This window comes from Streptomyces sp. NPDC096079 (genome assembly GCF_040303145.1).
Lineage (GTDB): Bacteria > Actinomycetota > Actinomycetes > Streptomycetales > Streptomycetaceae > Streptomyces.
Map to the genome: position 1 here is coordinate 286,642 of NZ_JBEOST010000009.1, position 14,549 is coordinate 301,190.

14 protein-coding genes are annotated in these 14,549 nt (G+C 75.5%); 7 read left to right on the forward strand and 7 right to left on the reverse strand.

Going from position 1 to position 14,549, the window contains the following annotated elements:
- Nucleotides 1-58: 58 nt before the first annotated feature.
- From ABTY59_RS20575 to ABTY59_RS20585, 3 genes are all read right to left on the reverse strand, one after another.
- Nucleotides 59-1,963, reverse strand: coding sequence for an alpha/beta hydrolase (locus ABTY59_RS20575; RefSeq protein ID WP_352020425.1), 1,905 nt, complete (start codon nt 1,961-1,963; stop codon nt 59-61).
- A gap of 141 nt (nt 1,964-2,104) precedes the next feature.
- A complete protein-coding gene (locus ABTY59_RS20580) occupies nt 2,105-3,409 on the reverse strand; it encodes a sensor histidine kinase (protein ID WP_352020426.1) in 1,305 nt (434 codons plus the stop codon).
- Nucleotides 3,406-4,080 carry a response regulator transcription factor gene (locus ABTY59_RS20585; protein WP_352020427.1) on the reverse strand — a complete coding sequence of 225 codons (675 nt, stop codon included), beginning with the start codon at nt 4,078-4,080 and terminating at the stop codon, nt 3,406-3,408. The genes ABTY59_RS20580 and ABTY59_RS20585 overlap by 4 nt, the downstream gene beginning before the upstream one ends.
- Nucleotides 4,081-4,199: 119 nt before the next feature.
- Between ABTY59_RS20585 and ABTY59_RS20590 the strand changes: the two genes are divergently transcribed.
- From ABTY59_RS20590 to ABTY59_RS20610, 5 genes are all read left to right on the forward strand, one after another.
- Nucleotides 4,200-5,072, forward strand: coding sequence for an Fpg/Nei family DNA glycosylase (locus ABTY59_RS20590; RefSeq protein WP_352020428.1), 873 nt, complete (start codon nt 4,200-4,202; stop codon nt 5,070-5,072).
- 47 nt (nt 5,073-5,119) lie between these two features.
- Nucleotides 5,120-5,872, forward strand: a complete 753-nt coding sequence (locus tag ABTY59_RS20595) for a LytR/AlgR family response regulator transcription factor (RefSeq protein WP_352020429.1) — start codon at nt 5,120-5,122, stop codon at nt 5,870-5,872.
- 78 nt (nt 5,873-5,950) lie between these two features.
- Nucleotides 5,951-6,337 carry a DUF485 domain-containing protein gene (locus tag ABTY59_RS20600; RefSeq protein ID WP_352020430.1) on the forward strand — a complete coding sequence of 129 codons (387 nt, stop codon included), beginning with the start codon at nt 5,951-5,953 and terminating at the stop codon, nt 6,335-6,337.
- 18 nt (nt 6,338-6,355) lie between these two features.
- Nucleotides 6,356-8,158 carry a sodium/solute symporter gene (locus ABTY59_RS20605; protein WP_352020431.1) on the forward strand — a complete coding sequence of 601 codons (1,803 nt, stop codon included), beginning with the start codon at nt 6,356-6,358 and terminating at the stop codon, nt 8,156-8,158.
- A gap of 19 nt (nt 8,159-8,177) precedes the next feature.
- Nucleotides 8,178-9,389: a histidine kinase gene (locus tag ABTY59_RS20610; protein ID WP_352020432.1), complete on the forward strand. Its 1,212-nt coding sequence runs from the start codon at nt 8,178-8,180 to the stop codon at nt 9,387-9,389.
- 6 nt (nt 9,390-9,395) lie between these two features.
- On the opposite strand, the gene ABTY59_RS20615 is transcribed toward ABTY59_RS20610, so the two are convergent.
- From ABTY59_RS20615 to ABTY59_RS20625, 3 genes are all read right to left on the reverse strand, one after another.
- Nucleotides 9,396-9,893 (reverse strand): hypothetical protein, encoded by a 498-nt coding sequence (locus tag ABTY59_RS20615; RefSeq protein WP_352020433.1) that lies wholly within the window; start codon nt 9,891-9,893, stop codon nt 9,396-9,398.
- 209 nt (nt 9,894-10,102) lie between these two features.
- Nucleotides 10,103-10,516, reverse strand: a complete 414-nt coding sequence (locus tag ABTY59_RS20620) for a PaaI family thioesterase (protein ID WP_352020434.1) — start codon at nt 10,514-10,516, stop codon at nt 10,103-10,105.
- A gap of 4 nt (nt 10,517-10,520) precedes the next feature.
- Nucleotides 10,521-11,087, reverse strand: coding sequence for a sigma-70 family RNA polymerase sigma factor (locus ABTY59_RS20625; protein WP_352020435.1), 567 nt, complete (start codon nt 11,085-11,087; stop codon nt 10,521-10,523).
- A 260-nt stretch (nt 11,088-11,347) separates the two neighbouring features.
- Between ABTY59_RS20625 and ABTY59_RS20630 the strand changes: the two genes are divergently transcribed.
- Nucleotides 11,348-12,550: a CapA family protein gene (locus ABTY59_RS20630; protein WP_352020436.1), complete on the forward strand. Its 1,203-nt coding sequence runs from the start codon at nt 11,348-11,350 to the stop codon at nt 12,548-12,550.
- 115 nt (nt 12,551-12,665) lie between these two features.
- The gene (locus ABTY59_RS20635) at nt 12,666-13,526 is read left to right on the forward strand and encodes a polysaccharide deacetylase family protein (RefSeq protein WP_352020437.1); all 861 of its coding nucleotides are present in this window, start codon (nt 12,666-12,668) and stop codon (nt 13,524-13,526) included.
- 229 nt (nt 13,527-13,755) lie between these two features.
- Here the strand turns inward: ABTY59_RS20635 and ABTY59_RS20640 are convergent, their stop codons facing one another.
- Nucleotides 13,756-14,418 (reverse strand): class F sortase, encoded by a 663-nt coding sequence (locus ABTY59_RS20640; protein WP_352020438.1) that lies wholly within the window; start codon nt 14,416-14,418, stop codon nt 13,756-13,758.
- Nucleotides 14,419-14,549 lie beyond the last annotated feature (131 nt).

Consider the following 14,549-nt stretch of genomic DNA (forward strand, 5'->3'; position numbering starts at 1 on the left):
GCTCGCGGGGCCTGGCACGCGCGCTCGCCGCGTTGTCGTCGGTCGACAACTCCCCCAGCTACCGCTGGGAGGTGCCCCCACCGCGTTGCCTCTCTCCTCCGCCTTGCGATCGCACGCACCAGGCCCCGCTCCCTGATCCGGCCTGATCCGAAAGACAGGCCCTAGTGCCGGGGCGCACCTTCGCCAGCGAGACCAGGTACGCCTCCACCGTCCGGTCGACACACGCGTCGCGGCCGTAGCCGGTGTGGCCGGGGGCGTCGAAGGTGAGCAGCATGCCGCCGGGGAACTGGCGCGCCAGGCTCACCGCCTCCGCGTACGGCGTCGCCGGATCGCCCGTGGTGCCCACGACGAGCACCGGCGGGACGCCCGCCGCGGCCACCCGGTGCGGCCGCTGGGCCCCGGCCGGCCAGTCCTCGCACACCAGCTCGGCCGTCACCCCGGAGGTGCCGTAGAGGCCCGCGGCCCGGTGGGCGGGGGCCAGCGCGTCCCAGTAGGCCCGCGCGTCGCGCGGGTGGGGGACGTCGAGACAGTTGACCGCGATCATGGCCGCCTCGCTGTTGTCCTCGGGCACGCCGCTCGCGGGCGCCGCGGAGGCGTCGGGGTCGGCGCCGGGAGACTTCTGGTCGGAGTCGGAGTCGGAGCCGGTGGCCTCCTGCTCGGAGTCGGAGTCGGAGCCGATGGCCTCCTGCTCGGAGTCGGAGTCGGAGCCGGTGGCCTCCTGCTCGGAGTCGGAGTCGGGGCCGGTGGCCTCCTGCTCGGAGTCCGCGTCCGCGCCGGCCCCGGTGGTCCCCTGCTCGGAGTCCGCCTCGGGAGCCTGCTGGTCGGCGTCCGTCCCGGTGTCGTCCGGGGACTCCTCCTCGCCCGCCGCCAGGGCCGCCAGCCTCGTGCCGTCCCCCGCGTCCGCCGCGCGCAGTGCCCCGGACAGGCCCTCCCACTGCGCCTCCGGCGTGTACATGGACAGGCTCAGCGCCTCGACGAGGCCCGCCGCGTCGAGCCCCTCCTCGGAACCGTCGACCGGCAGCGGCTCGCGCCGCGTCCGCTCGACGAGCCGGTCGATCAGCGCCCGTATCTCCCCGGGCGACGCGCCGGGGCAGCCGTCCCCGACCACGTCGGCGCAGGAGTCGGCGTACTCCTCGACCGCGTCCCGGAAACCGGTCGACTGGCCGAGCACGCGCTGCCGCCAGTCGAGGGACGGGTCGACGGCCCCGTCCAGCACCATCGCCCGTACGCGGCGGGGGAACTGCTCGGCGTACGAGGTGCCCAGGCTCGTGCCGTACGACCAGCCGACGTACGTCAGCGCGCGCTCGCCGAGCGCCGCCCTCAGCACGTCCAGGTCCCGGGCCGCGTCGACGGTACCGACGTGCGGCAGCAGCGGACCGCTGGCCTTCCGGCACGCGGCGGCCTGCGCCCGGGCGGCCACGAGGGCCGCCTCGCGTTCGGCCCCCGTGCGCGGGTAGGGCGGCGCCGCGTCCGGGACGGCGGAGTCGTCCCCCGCGCGGCAGGTCAGGGCGGGCTCGCTCCCGCCGACACCGCGCGGGTCGAAGGACACGACGTCGAACCGCTCCCTGACCCCCGGGCCGAGCTCGTCGGCGACGCCGTCCTCGACGAGCTTCGCTCCGGGCTCGCCCGGACCGCCGGGGTTGAGGACCAGCGAGCCGAGGCGCTTGCCGGGGACGGCGGTCGCCGCCTTTGCCACGGGCAGCACGAAGGTCCTGCCGTCACCGGGACGGGAGTAGTCCATCGGCACGGTCAGCGAGGCGCACTGGACGTCGCCGCAGGGCCGCCACGCGAGCTTCTGGCCGTAGAAGCCCCGCAGATCGGCGCGAGCGGCCGGGTCGGCGGCGGCCGGGGCACGCCGGCCCGCGTCCTGGCCGGGCGCGCCCGTGCAGGCGGCCAGGGAGGTCCCGCCGAGGAGGGCGAGGGCGAGGACGAGGGCCCGGCGGCGGGCGGTGGTGCTCAACACGAGGAACTCCCCTGAGTGGTCGGTCCACGGAAGGGTCGCGCACGCATGCTGAGGATTTCCTGAGGACGGGCACCCGGAGGCCAGGTCCGGGCGGGACCCGGGGGCGGCGTCGAGGCCTCCGGCCTCCCCGCCGCCCGCCGGTCAGCGCGCGACCGGCAGCCGCAGGACGAACCGGGCCCCGCCGGTCCCGGACCGCTCCGCCCCGAGCGTGCCGCCGTGCGCGTGGGCGACCCAGGAGGCGATGGACAGACCGAGGCCCGTGGAGCCCGCACCGCTGCGGAACCGCTCGAACAGCGCGCCCGCGACCTCCGGAGGGAGACCGGGACCCGCGTCCTCGACCGTCAGCGTGCCGTCCGCGCTCACCGTGACCCGTACGTCCGCGGGCACACCCGGCGCGTGGCCGTGCGCGAGCGCGTTGTCGACGAGGTTGCCCACCGCGCGGCGCACGAGATCGGGATCGGCGACCACGATCGCCTCCACGGCCTCGACCCGGACGCGATGCCCCTCCGTGGGGGCCTCGTCCACGACCGCCTCGACCAGCTGGTCCAGGCGCAGCGGCTGCCGGGCCACCGCGGCCGTACCGGACATGAGACGGGCCCGGGTGAGCAGCCCGTCGACGAGCCGGCCCATCCCCTCGGCGAGCCGCAGCGTGCGCCGGTGCACGTCCGCGCTGTCCGTCTCGCCGCGCAGGGCCGTCTCGGCGAGCGTCCGCAGCGAGGCGGCCGGGGTCCGCAGATCGTGCGCGGCGTCCGCGAGGAACGCCTCCTGCCGGTCGAGCGCGGCGAGCGCGGGCCGGACCGCCCGGCCCGACAGCACGTGACCGACGGCCGCCGACAGCAGCACGAGCACCGCGCAGCCGCCCGTCACCACCCCCACCAGCCGCCGGTGGTCGTCCCGGGGGCCGCGCGCGTCGGCCACGGTCACCAGCGCGCCCTGCGGGCCCTCGTCGTCCGCCGCCTCCGGCGCGTAGAAGGGCTGCGCGAGGACCCGTACCGGACCGCCGTCCGTCGTGCGACCGTCGAAGGCCCGCACGCCGTCCGCCCGCACCGCCGCGGACCCCGCCGCCAGCACCACGGCCCGGCTCACCGCCAGGCACGGTTTCGCCGGCGCGTGCTCGACCCTCAGCGAGCCGGGGGCGGCCGCGTCCACGAGCAGCACGGTCAGCGGCGGGCACGCGGTGTCCACCGAGTCCGCCAGCACGTCCAGGACGAGCCGCCCCTCCTCGTCGGTCTCCAGGAGTCCGAGCGCCCAGCTCGTGTCGGCGTCCATCGTGTGATCGAGCTGTTCCCGCCACCGGCCGCTGTCGCCGCGCACGGCGAGCACGGCCATCGCGACCAGCCCCACGGCGCTGGTCAGCGCGAACAGCAGACTGATCCGCCGCCGCAGCCGCAGCACCCGCGCCGTGGGGGTGAGCGTCGCCGACCGACGGGAGCGCGCGGGCCTCACCGCGCACCGGCGTCGGGCGCGAGCCGGTAGCCGACCCCGCGCACGGTGTGGATCAGCGGCGGCTCCCCGAGCTTGCGGCGCAGCTGGGAGACGAGCACCTCCAGGACGTTCGACCGGTGCTCGGCCATCTCGTCCCAGCAGCTCTCGACCAGCTCGGCGCGGGACACCGCCTGGTCGGAGCGGGCCGCCAGGACCTCCAGGACCGCGAACTCCCGGCTCGTCAGCGTGAGCAGCACCCCCGCCCGGCGGACGTGACGGCGGGCCGTGTCGATCTCCAGGTCGCCGACGTGGTGGACCGGCGGACGGACGACGGCGGACCGGCGGCACAGGCTGCGCACCCGGGCGACGAGCTCGGGCACGGCGAACGGCTTGACGAGGTAGTCGTCCCCGCCGCTCGCGAAGCCCTCCACCCGGTCCGCGACCGTGTCGCGCGCCGTCAGGAACAGCACCGGCACGTCACGGCCGCCGCGGCGGAGCCCGTCGACGTAGGCGGCGGCGTCGCCGGACGGAAGCATCCGGTCGAAGACCGCGCAGTCGTACGCGGTGACGAACAGTGCCTCGTCCGCCCGGGGAAGGTCGGAGGCCTCGTCGACGGCGAGCCCGGCGGCCCGCAGAGCGGCGGCCACCCCGAAGCGGAGGTCTTCGTCGTCCTCGACGAGCAGTACACGCACGTCGGACACCCTAAGGGCTGTCCGGATCGTCCCGTCCGGCCCGGCGGGCGACCACGCTCCGGTGGGGTCCCGAGCGCTGCCGCCGCGCGGCCCGGTGCGCCGTGCGGCAGGGTGGAGCCATGCCCGAACTCCCCGAGGTGGAAGCGCTCCGCGCGTTCCTCGACACGCAGCTGGTGGGCAAGGAGATCGCCCGCGTGCTGCCCGTCGCGATCAGCGTCCTCAAGACGTACGACCCGCCCCTGAGCGCCGTGGAGGGCGCCGAGTTCACCGCGGTCGGCCGGCACGGGAAGTTCCTCGACCTCACCACCACCGGCGCGGCCGGCGAGCTCCACCTCCTGATCCACCTGGCCCGCGCGGGCTGGCTCCGCTGGCAGGACCCCCTGCCGTCGGGGCCGCCGAAGCCCGGCAAGGGCCCGCTGGCGCTGCGTACGGCCCTGACCGGCGGCGACGGCTTCGACCTCACCGAGGCCGGCACCACCAAGCGGCTCGCCGTGCACCTGGTCCACGACCCCCAGGAGGTCCCGGGCGTCGCCCGCCTGGGCCCCGACCCGCTCGCCGAGGACTTCGGGCCCGAGGAGTTCGCCGCGCTGCTCGTGGGCGAGCGCCGTCAGATCAAGGGCGCCCTGCGCGACCAGAGCCTCATCGCCGGCATCGGCAACGCCTACAGCGACGAGATCCTGCACGCCGCGAAGACGTCCCCGTTCAAACCCACCCAGAACCTCACCCCGGAGGAGACCACCGCCCTCTACACGGCGATGCGCACCACCCTCCGCGAGGCCGTCGAACGCTCCCACGGCCTCGCCGCGGGCAGGCTCAAGGCCGAGAAGAAGACGGGCCTGCGCGTCCACGGCCGCACCGGCGAACCCTGCCCGGTCTGCGGCGACACCATCCGCGAGGTCTCCTTCAGCGACTCCTCCCTCCAGTACTGCCCGACGTGCCAGACAGGGGGCAAGGTCCTCGCCGACCGGCGCCTGTCGAAGCTCCTCAAATAGCCGAAGCTCCCGAGGCCCGCACCTCCTCCTCCTCTAGACTCCCGCGCATGCTGCGCGTCCTGGCCGTCGACGACGAGGAGCCCGCCCTCGGCGAGCTGCTCTACCTGCTGCGCGCCGACCCCCGGGTGCGGACCGCCGAGGGCGCGGGGGACGCCACCGCGGCGCTGCGCAGGATCGGGCGCGCCCTGGAAGCGGGGCCCGACGGCGACCGGGCCGTCGACGTCGTCTTCCTCGACATCCACATGCCCGGCCTCACCGGTCTCGAACTGGCCCGGCTGCTCGCCGGTTTCGCCCGGCCCCCGCATCTGGTCTTCGTCACCGCCCACGAGGGCTTCGCCCTCCAGGCCTTCGACCTGAAGGCCGTCGACTACGTGCTCAAGCCGGTCCGCCGCGAGCGGCTCGCCGAGGCCGTACGCCGCGTCCACGAGCTCGTCCACGCCACCGCCGTGCCCGCCGCCCCGGCGGCTCCCGAGCAGATCCCCGTGGAGCTCGGCGGCGTCACGCGCTTCGTCTCCGTCGACGACATCGCCTACGTCGAGGCCCACGGGGACTACGCCCGCCTCCACACCGACCACGGCAGCCACCTCGTCCGCATCCCGATCTCCGTCCTGGAGGAACGGTGGGCCGACCGGGGCTTCGTCCGCGTCCACCGCAGCCATCTCGTGGCCCTGGGCCGCATCGACGAGCTGCGGCTCGACGCCGGCGCCACCTCCGTGCGGATCGGCGCCACCGACCTGGCCGTCAGCCGCCGTCACGCCCGCCACCTGCGGGACCTGCTGATGCGCCGGGCCGGCGGCTGAGCCGCGTACCCCTACCGGCGCCGCACCCCCTCTGCGTACACTCCACGGGCCAAGGAGCCAGTCAGAGAGCGGTCGCCGATGCCGGAGCAGCACCCCCCGCGCAGGCCCCGGCGCGAGACCGTCACCTACGCCTCCGCCCACGGCCCGGGCGCCGTGCCCGCCCCCGCCGGGCGGCGCGCCGCCCACCCGCCGGCCCGCTCCGAGATCGACGAGCAGACCACCCTCGGCCACACCTACGTCCGCTCCCTGATGCGCAGTCAGCTCCGCGCCGCCCTCAGTGCCCTCGGCGCCCTCGTCCTGCTCGTCGGCTCGCTGCCGCTGGTGCTCGCGCTGCCCGCACCCGAGGCGCTCGTCTGGGGCACGCTCGGCATCGGCGTGTACCCGGTCGTCTGGGGCATCGCCCACTGGTACGTCCGCCGTGCCGAGCGCAACGAGCGCGACTTCACCGGGCTCGTCGAGCGCTGAGAACGGCGAACCGCCCCCGTGAACCAGACCCACGCCGTCGCGGCCGTCACCGCCGTCGTCCTCGCCACCGTCCTCATCGGCGCCCTCGGCCTGCGGATCTCCCGCACCACCTCCGACTTCTACGTCGCCTCGCGGACCGTCCGCCCGGCCCTCAACGCCGCCGCCATCAGCGGCGAGTACCTCTCCGCCGCGTCCTTCCTCGGGATCGCCGGGCTCGTCCTCGTCCAGGGCCCCGCGATGCTCTGGTACCCGGTCGGCTACACCGCCGGATACCTCGTGCTGCTCGTCCTCGTCGCCGCCCCGCTGCGCCGCTCCGGGGCGTACACGCTCTCCGACTTCGCCGAGGCCCGCCTGGAATCCCCGCAGGTCCGCCGGATCGCCAGCCTGTTCGTCGTCGGCATCGGCTGGCTGTACCTGCTGCCGCAGCTCCAGGGCGCCGGACTGACCCTGGAGATCCTCACCGGCGCCCCCGACTGGGTCGGCGGGCTGCTCGTCGCCCTCGTCGTCACGGGCACGGTCGCCGCGGGCGGCATGCGCAGCATCACCTTCGTACAGGCCTTCCAGTACTGGCTGAAGCTCACCGCGCTGCTCGTCCCCGCCCTGTTCCTGCTCGCCGCCTGGTACGGGGACGGCGCGCCCCGGGCCCGCTTCGACGCCCCCGCCGTGCTGCGCGGCCACACCGCCGTCCAGGTCGCCGACACCGTACGCGTCGGCCTCGACGAGCCGCTCACGGTCACCGTCACCGGCAGCGTGGACTCCGTCCCGTACACCGGCCGGGCCGTCACCCTCGCCCCCGGCACCCACCACGTCCTGGGCGGCACCACGCTCTCCTTCGCGCCGGGCACCCCGCTGCCCGAGCGCGCCGCCACCGGCTCCGACCCCCTCGGGTGGTCCCAGCCGCTGGCCGGCGGCCGTGACGGGCACCAGCTGTACGCCACGTACGGACTGATCCTCGCGACCTTCCTCGGCACCATGGGCCTGCCGCACGTCGCCGTCCGCTTCTACACCAGCCCGCACGGCCGCGCCGCCCGCCGCACCACCCTCGTCGTCCTCGGGCTCGTCGGCGCGTTCTACCTGCTGCCGCCCCTGTACGGAGCCCTCGGGCGGATCTACGCGCCCGAACTGGCCCTCACCGGTTCCGCCGACGCCGCCGTCCTCGTCCTGCCCGACCGGATCCTCGGCGGGCTCCTCGGCGACCTCCTCGGAGCCCTGCTCGCGGGCGGCGCCTTCGCGGCCTTCCTCTCCACCGCGTCCGGGCTCACGATGTCCGTCGCGGGCGTCCTCACGCAGGACGTGCTGCCCTCCCGGGGCGTCCGGCACTTCCGCCTCGGGACGCTCCTCGCCACCGCCGTCCCGCTCGGCGTCGGGGTCGTCGCGTCGAAGGTGCCGGTCGCCGACGCGGTCGGTCTCGCCTTCGCGGTCTCGGCGTCGTCGTTCTGTCCGCTGCTCGTCCTCGGGATCTGGTGGCGGCGGCTCACCCCGCCCGGCGCCGTGGCCGGGCTGCTGCTCGGCGGCGGCACGGCCCTCGCGGCGGTGATGGCCACCCGGGCGGGACTCGCGCCGGGAGGCTGGCCGCACACGCTGATGGCCTGGCCCGCCGTCTGGTCGGTCCCCCTCGGGTTCCTGACGATGGTGCTGGTCTCGCTGGCCACCCCTCGCCGGATCCCGCCCGGCACGCCCGCCATCCTCGCCCGGCTCCACCTCCCGGAGGAGATCACGGCCCTCCCGGAGGAGAGCACGGGCGCCGTCCCCACCCAGGAGGCCCGGACGATGACCGCCCCCGAGGCGCCGCCGACGACCACGCCCGAGGCACGCCGATGACCGCCCCCGGGGCTCGGCGATGAGCGGCATCGCGCTCGCCGCCGCGGCGGCCGCGGGGGCGGTGCTGCTCGCCGCGGGCTTCGTCCTGGGGCGCCTCACCGCACGGCGCGGCGGCCGTACCGCCGATCCCGACCTCGGCACACCCGTGGAACGGGCCACCTTCCACACGCTCCACACCGCGTCCCTCGCCGCGCCCCCGCTGCGCGCCGGGCTCACCGAGGACACCGCGCGCAAGGCGGCCCGCACGCTCCGCTCGCTGCTCGGCACCGAGGCGCTCTGCCTCACCGACCGGGGCGGCGCGGTCCTCGCCTGGGACGGCCCGGGGGAGGACCACCACCTGGCCCATGCCCCCGAGCAGGCCGCCGAGACCCTGGAGACCGGCCGCAGCCGCTCCGCCCACACCGGCTGCGAGGATCCGGCGTGTCCGCTGCGCTGGGCGGTGATCGCCCCGCTCACCGGGGAGGACGGGGTCCTCGGCGCGCTCGTCGCCTACGGCTCGCGGGAGTCGGCCGTGCTCGTGCGGGCCGCGACCGAGGTGGCCCGCTGGGTCTCGGTCCAGCTGGAGCTGGCCGAGCTCGACCGCTCGCGCACCCGGATCGTGGAGGCCGAGATCCGCGCGCTGCGCGCCCAGATCTCCCCGCACTTCATCTTCAACTCCCTCGCGGCCATCGCCTCGTTCGTGCGCACCGACCCCGAGCGGGCCAGGGAGCTGCTCCTGGAGTTCGCCGACTTCACCCGCTACTCCTTCCGCAGGCACGGCGAGTTCGCCCAGCTCGCCGACGAACTGCGCTCCGTCGAGCAGTACTTGGCCCTGGCGGGGGCCCGGTTCGGCGACGGTCTCCAGGTGACGCTGCAGATCGCGCCCGAGGTGCTGCCGGTGACCCTGCCGTTCCTCTGTCTCCAGCCCCTCGTCGAGAACGCCGTGAAGCACGGCCTCCAGGACCGGGAGCGGGGCTGCCGGGTCACGATCGCCGCCCGGGACGCGGGCGCCGAGGCGGTGGTGACGGTCGAGGACGACGGCGTCGGCATGGACCCGGAGCTGCTGCGGGCGGTCCTGCGCGGGGAGCACCCGGCGGGCTCCGGCATCGGCCTGTCCAACGTGGACGAGCGGTTGCGCCAGGTGTACGGGGCGGAGCACGGTCTGGTCATCGAGACGGCGGTCGGCGCCGGGATGAAGGTGACGGTACGGGTCCCCAAGTACCGTCCGGGGGTGCACCCTTCGGCGCCGTAGGAGCCGTCAGCGCAGGTGCAGCGACAGGTGTGCGAGCGGGAGGCCCAGTTTCCAGGCGGGCAGCCAGATCTGCTCGGCCTCGTCGACGGGGCCCTCGGGGTCGGTCCGGCCGTCGAGGTCGGCGGCGCGGATCCAGGTGTCCCGCAGCCGTGCCCAGGCAGTCCGCGCGAGCGCCAGGTCCGGTCCCTCGTCGCCGGCCGCCTGCCGCGCGGCGAGCCGCTCCTCGACCCAGGGGGGCCAGGGCCGGTCGTAGGCGGTGTGCCGCAGCCACTCGTCGACCCGCCGGGCGGCCCACGCGCCGGACGGACCGTCGGGTTCGCCGGCGAGGTGGACGGTGAGGGCCAGGGCCTGGAGGCCGGCCCGGTACTCCAGCGAGCCGGGGGCGACGAGCGCGGCCGCCCGCAGCACCTCGTCGGCCAGGTACTCGGCGCACAGCCACGCCATCGGGACGGCGAGGCCGCCGCCGCTGGTGCCGCCGGTGCCGTTCGTGCTCTCGGGCAGCAACGCTCCCACCTTCTCCCGGATGTGTGGGCCCCGGACGTCGGGACCCGGGGGCTCGGGGGAGAGCCTCCTCCGTGAAGGGCGTCCGCGGGTCCCGCTTTGCTCAACTCGCCGGTGTGGATTCGGATACGTTTCCCGGCCGGATCGGTGCGGGTGGGTTCCGGGTGCCGGGCGGGTCGAGCGTGGCGGGCGGGGCGGGGAGCCGGTCCGGTTCAGCCGAGGAGCGCGTAGACGGCGGTCGCGTGGGCCGCGGTCTCCTCGGTGCCGTCGGCCGTCATGGTGATGTCCGCGAAGGCCATCCGCTTCCCGGCCTTGGTGAGCCGGGCGCGGACGAGGACGTCGGCGCCGACCACCGCGCGCTGGAAGCTGATGGACTGCTGGACGGTGGTCATCGGCACGAAGCCGCCGCGCGCCGCGGCGACGGCGATCACCGTGGCGGTGTCGGCGGCGGCCATCAGCGCCTGGCCGGAGAGCCCGCCGCCCTCCCGGGCGAGCCGGTCCGACCAGGGGAGGCGGAGGACGGCCTCCTCGGCGTCGACGGAGACGACCGAGAGCCCCAGATCGAGCACCCAGGGGGCGAAGTTGTCGGCGAGGACCTGTTCGGCGGAGGTGAGAGTCAGCGTCACGGCGTCATTGTGGGGCCCCGGCGCGGGCCCGGGCAACGGGCGCGCGGCGCGGCCGGTAGCCGGGCAGGGAGCGGCCCAGCTGCCGCAGCGCGTAGTGCGAGCGGGACTTGACGGTCCCGGCGGGGATGCCGAGTTCGACGGCGGCCTCGTTGACGGTGAGTCCGTGGAAGTAGAGCCGCACGAGCACCGCGCGGTGCTCGGGGCTCAGTTCCCGCACGGCCGCCCGTACGTCGAGCGCGGCCTCGGCGGAGGCGGTGGCGTCGGCGGGGTCGGGCGTCACCGCGAGGACGCCGTCGCCGATCTCCGCGGGCCGGGCGAGGCGTGAGCGCCGGGCGTCGATGGCGAGGCGGCGGGCCACGGTGAAGAGCCAGGGGCGCATCGAGGTGTAGGGGCCGTCGAAGGCCTCGGGGTGGAGCCAGGCCCGTACCAGGGTCTCCTGGACGAGGTCCTCGGCGCGCTGCCGGTCTCCGTGGGTCAGTCCGAGCAGGAAGGAGAGCAGGGCGGGCCCGTGGTCCCGCTGCAGCTCTTCCAGGGCCCGCTCGTCGGTCGTCGCCGTCGCCACCGTGGTCATGCCGCCCGCCTCTCCCGCGCCTCGTCGTCCGGGGCGTATCCGAACGCATCCGGACGGCGGGCGACAGGGAGCGGGCAGCGGTGTGCGACGAACGGTCGCACCGCGCGGCGAATGGCACGTCGAACGGTCGGACGGAGTCGGTGCGTCCGTTTCAGCGGGGTTCGTCACCCCGTGCGGCCTTGACCCTTGACTGCCGCTTTCCCAGGAGCTCAATTCATCAGAACAGATGTTCATCACATGATTCGGGCGGAGCGCCGTACATGACCTCACGCACCAGACCCGCGGGGGCGGCGCTCGCCGCACTCCTGCTCGCGGCGGCGACCGGCTGCACCGACGGGAGCGGCCCCGCCGACGGCACCTCGACTCCGGGCGCGGCGGCCGGGCGGAGCGGCGGAGCGCGCCCCGCCGCTCCCGGAGGGTCCTCCGCGCCCGCCGGCTTCACCCTCGTCGCCTCCGGCGACATCCTGCCGCACGACTCGATCATCCGGCGGGCGGGCGAGGACGCCGACGGGGCCGGCTACGACTTCCGCCCGATGCTGTCCGGCGCCAAGTCCGTGGTCTCCCGGGCCGACCTGGCCATCTGTCACATGGAGACGGTGTACGGGCAGGAGGGCGGCCCCTACACCGGCTACCCGGCCTTCACGTCGCCCCCCGAGATCGCCACCGCGCTCAAGGCCACCGGCTACGACTCCTGCTCCACCGCCTCCAACCACACCCTCGACGACGGCGCGGCGGGCCTCGGCCGCACCCTCGACGCGCTCGACAAGGCGGGGGTCCGGCACGCCGGCTCCGCCCGAACGGCCGAGGAGGCGGCGCGGCCCACCCTCCTCAAGGCCGGCGGCGCCACGGTCGCCCAGCTGGCCTACACCTACGACACCAACGGCTACCCGCTCCCCGAGGGGCAGCCCTGGGCCGTCAACCTGCTCGACGAGGGCAAGGTGATCGCCGACGCGCGCGCCGCCCGCGCGGCGGGCGCCGACGTGGTCGTCGTCAGCGTCCACTGGGGCAGCGAGTGGCAGACCGAACCCGACGAGCGGCAGCTCTCCCTCGGGCGCGCGCTGACCGCCTCGCGCAGCGGCGGCCGCCCGGACGTCGATCTCCTGATCGGCACGCACGCCCACGTCCCGCAGGCCTACGAGAAGGTCAACGGGACGTGGATCGTCTACGGCATGGGCGACCAGATCGCCGGGGACATGATCAACCACGAGGGCTCCTACGACCCGCGCGGCAACCAGAGCAGCATCGGCCGCTTCACCTTCGCCCCGCCCCGGACCCCCGGCGGTCGCTGGGAGGTCACGAAGGCCGAGTTCCTGCCGCAGTGGTTCGACACCGCGCGCGGACGCGTGGTGAACCTCGGCGGGCGGGAGGACGCGGACGCCCGCGAGGCCGGGATCCGCGACACCATCCGGGACGTGGTCCTCAGCCGGGGCGCCGGCAGGGACGGTCTGGTGATGGGGAGGTAGACGGCCCGGGTGCCGGGATCCTTCGGCTCATCGGGTGTTTTCGGACGGGGGGCCGGTGTCGTGGAGCCGTGGGGGCCCTCGCCCGTATGAACCATTGGTCATGAAAAAGGATCAGATGCCCAGTGGGCGCCGGGCCGTGCTGCGGCTCGCCGCCGCCCTGGGGGCCACCGCCACCGTAGGAGTGTTCGCGGCGGACCGGTTCGCCGGGCCGGACACCGCCAACGGCGCCGTCTCCACCCCCCGGGGCACGTCCGGCGCCGGCCACGCCGGCCCGGCCGCCGGACCCCAGGCGCAGGGCGCCCGCCTCAGCCCGTCCGCGTACCGGCTCCAGCCCATGACCGCGTACGCGCCGCCGGCCTTCCGGCGCGCGCTGCCGCCGGTGCGGCAGCGGCCCTTCGCCGGCATGTCCGGGGTCGGCCGCTCGATGGTGCTGACCTTCGACGACGGCCCCGACCCCCGCTACACCCCCGGCATCCTGGAGACCCTGCGCCAGTACGGCTGCCGGGCGATGTTCTTCGTCTGCGGCGAGATGGCCGTGGAGAACCAGGACCTGCTGCGCGAGATGGACGCGGACGGCCACGTCGTCGGCAACCACACCTGGTCCCACCCCCTCATCCCGAAGCTCAGGCCCTCCCGGATCCGCGACGAACTCGGCTCCACCAGCGAGGTCGTCGAGCGGGCGCTCGGCGCGGCCCCGCTCTGGTACCGCGCTCCCTACGGGGCGTGGAACCGGCACTCCTTCGAGATCGGCGCCGAACTCGGCATGGAGCCGCTCGCCTGGACCGTCGACACCCTGGACTGGAAGGAGCCCGGCACCGGCACCATCGTGCGCCGGGTTCTCGACGGCGCCGCGCCCGGCGTCGTCGTCCTCTCCCACGACGCGGGCGGCGACCGTTCCCAGAGCGTGGCCGCGCTCCGCCGCTACCTCCCCGAACTCCTCGACGCGGGCTACCACATCACCGTGCCGCGGCGCTGACCGCCCGGACGCGACGGCAGGGCCCCGGCACCACGGTGCCGGGGCCCTGCCCTGCGCGCGGGTGCTGGGGGGTGTTTCGGAAGTCCCGCACAGCACCCGCGGCGCCCGGCACGCCCCCTCGCCGCACCGGCCGAAGACCCGAGTAGCTCCGCCACGAGGGCCTTCGTCCGGCACGCCGAGGGCACGCACCGGACACCGCGGGCACCGCACAGGACTTTCGAGGCACCCCCTAGCGCGAGCCGACCATGCGCGCGTAGACCACGACGTTCCCGTCGTAGCCACGCGCGCGCGTGTAGCCGCCGCCGCAGGTGATCACCCGGAGCTCCGGCTCGCCGTTGTCGGCGTAGACCTGCACGCCGGGGAAGTTGTCCTTGGCGTACACCTCGACGCCGTAGATCTCGAAGACGGCGACCCGGCCGTCGTACCGCTCGACCTCGATGTGCTGGCCCTTCTGCAGGGATCCCAGACCGTAGAAGACCGCCGGGCCCTTCGCGTTGTCGACGTGGCCGACGACGACGGCCGTGCCGCGCTGACCGGGCGCGATGCCGTTCTGGTACCAGCCGGCCAGGTTGGGGTCCTCGGGGGGCGGGGCCGCCACCCAGTCGTCCGCGTCCAGACCCACGTCCATGATGGGGGCCGCCACCTGGATCGCCGGGATCTTGATCCGGGACGCCGGGGCGAAGGGCAGCGGCTCCAGACCCGTGCTCGCGGCGGGCGGCGTCGGCATGACCGGATGCGCCACCGGGCGTGCCGCGGCGGCGGGTTGGGGCGGCCCGAGGGCGACGTCCACCCCGTTGCGCATCATCGCGAGCCCGGACAGCATGGCGAGGGCCAGGACGCCCCAGGGTCGGCGTCTCCTGCGCTCGAAGACGCGGAAGTCCTTCGGGGGCATGGTTCTCCCTTCTCGGCGTCGTCAGAACGGTAAGGGCGGCCGTGCGGGCCGTCGCGCCGGACGGCGCGAACGGGTGGGGCCCACCGCCGGACGGGTGCCCGGCCCCGAGCGGCACCGGGCCGCTCCGGCGC

Coding starts and splice junctions, on each gene's coding strand:
- ABTY59_RS20590 (WP_352020428.1), top strand. CDS start 4,200: ATGCCCGAACTCCCCGAGGTGGAAGCGCTCCGCGCGTTCCTCGACACG.
- ABTY59_RS20630 (WP_352020436.1), top strand. CDS start 11,348: ATGACCTCACGCACCAGACCCGCGGGGGCGGCGCTCGCCGCACTCCTG.
- ABTY59_RS20640 (WP_352020438.1), bottom strand. CDS start 14,418: ATGCCCCCGAAGGACTTCCGCGTCTTCGAGCGCAGGAGACGCCGACCC.
- ABTY59_RS20625 (WP_352020435.1), bottom strand. CDS start 11,087: ATGACCACGGTGGCGACGGCGACGACCGACGAGCGGGCCCTGGAAGAG.
- ABTY59_RS20610 (WP_352020432.1), top strand. CDS start 8,178: ATGAGCGGCATCGCGCTCGCCGCCGCGGCGGCCGCGGGGGCGGTGCTG.
- ABTY59_RS20635 (WP_352020437.1), top strand. CDS start 12,666: ATGCCCAGTGGGCGCCGGGCCGTGCTGCGGCTCGCCGCCGCCCTGGGG.
- ABTY59_RS20600 (WP_352020430.1), top strand. CDS start 5,951: ATGCCGGAGCAGCACCCCCCGCGCAGGCCCCGGCGCGAGACCGTCACC.
- ABTY59_RS20595 (WP_352020429.1), top strand. CDS start 5,120: ATGCTGCGCGTCCTGGCCGTCGACGACGAGGAGCCCGCCCTCGGCGAG.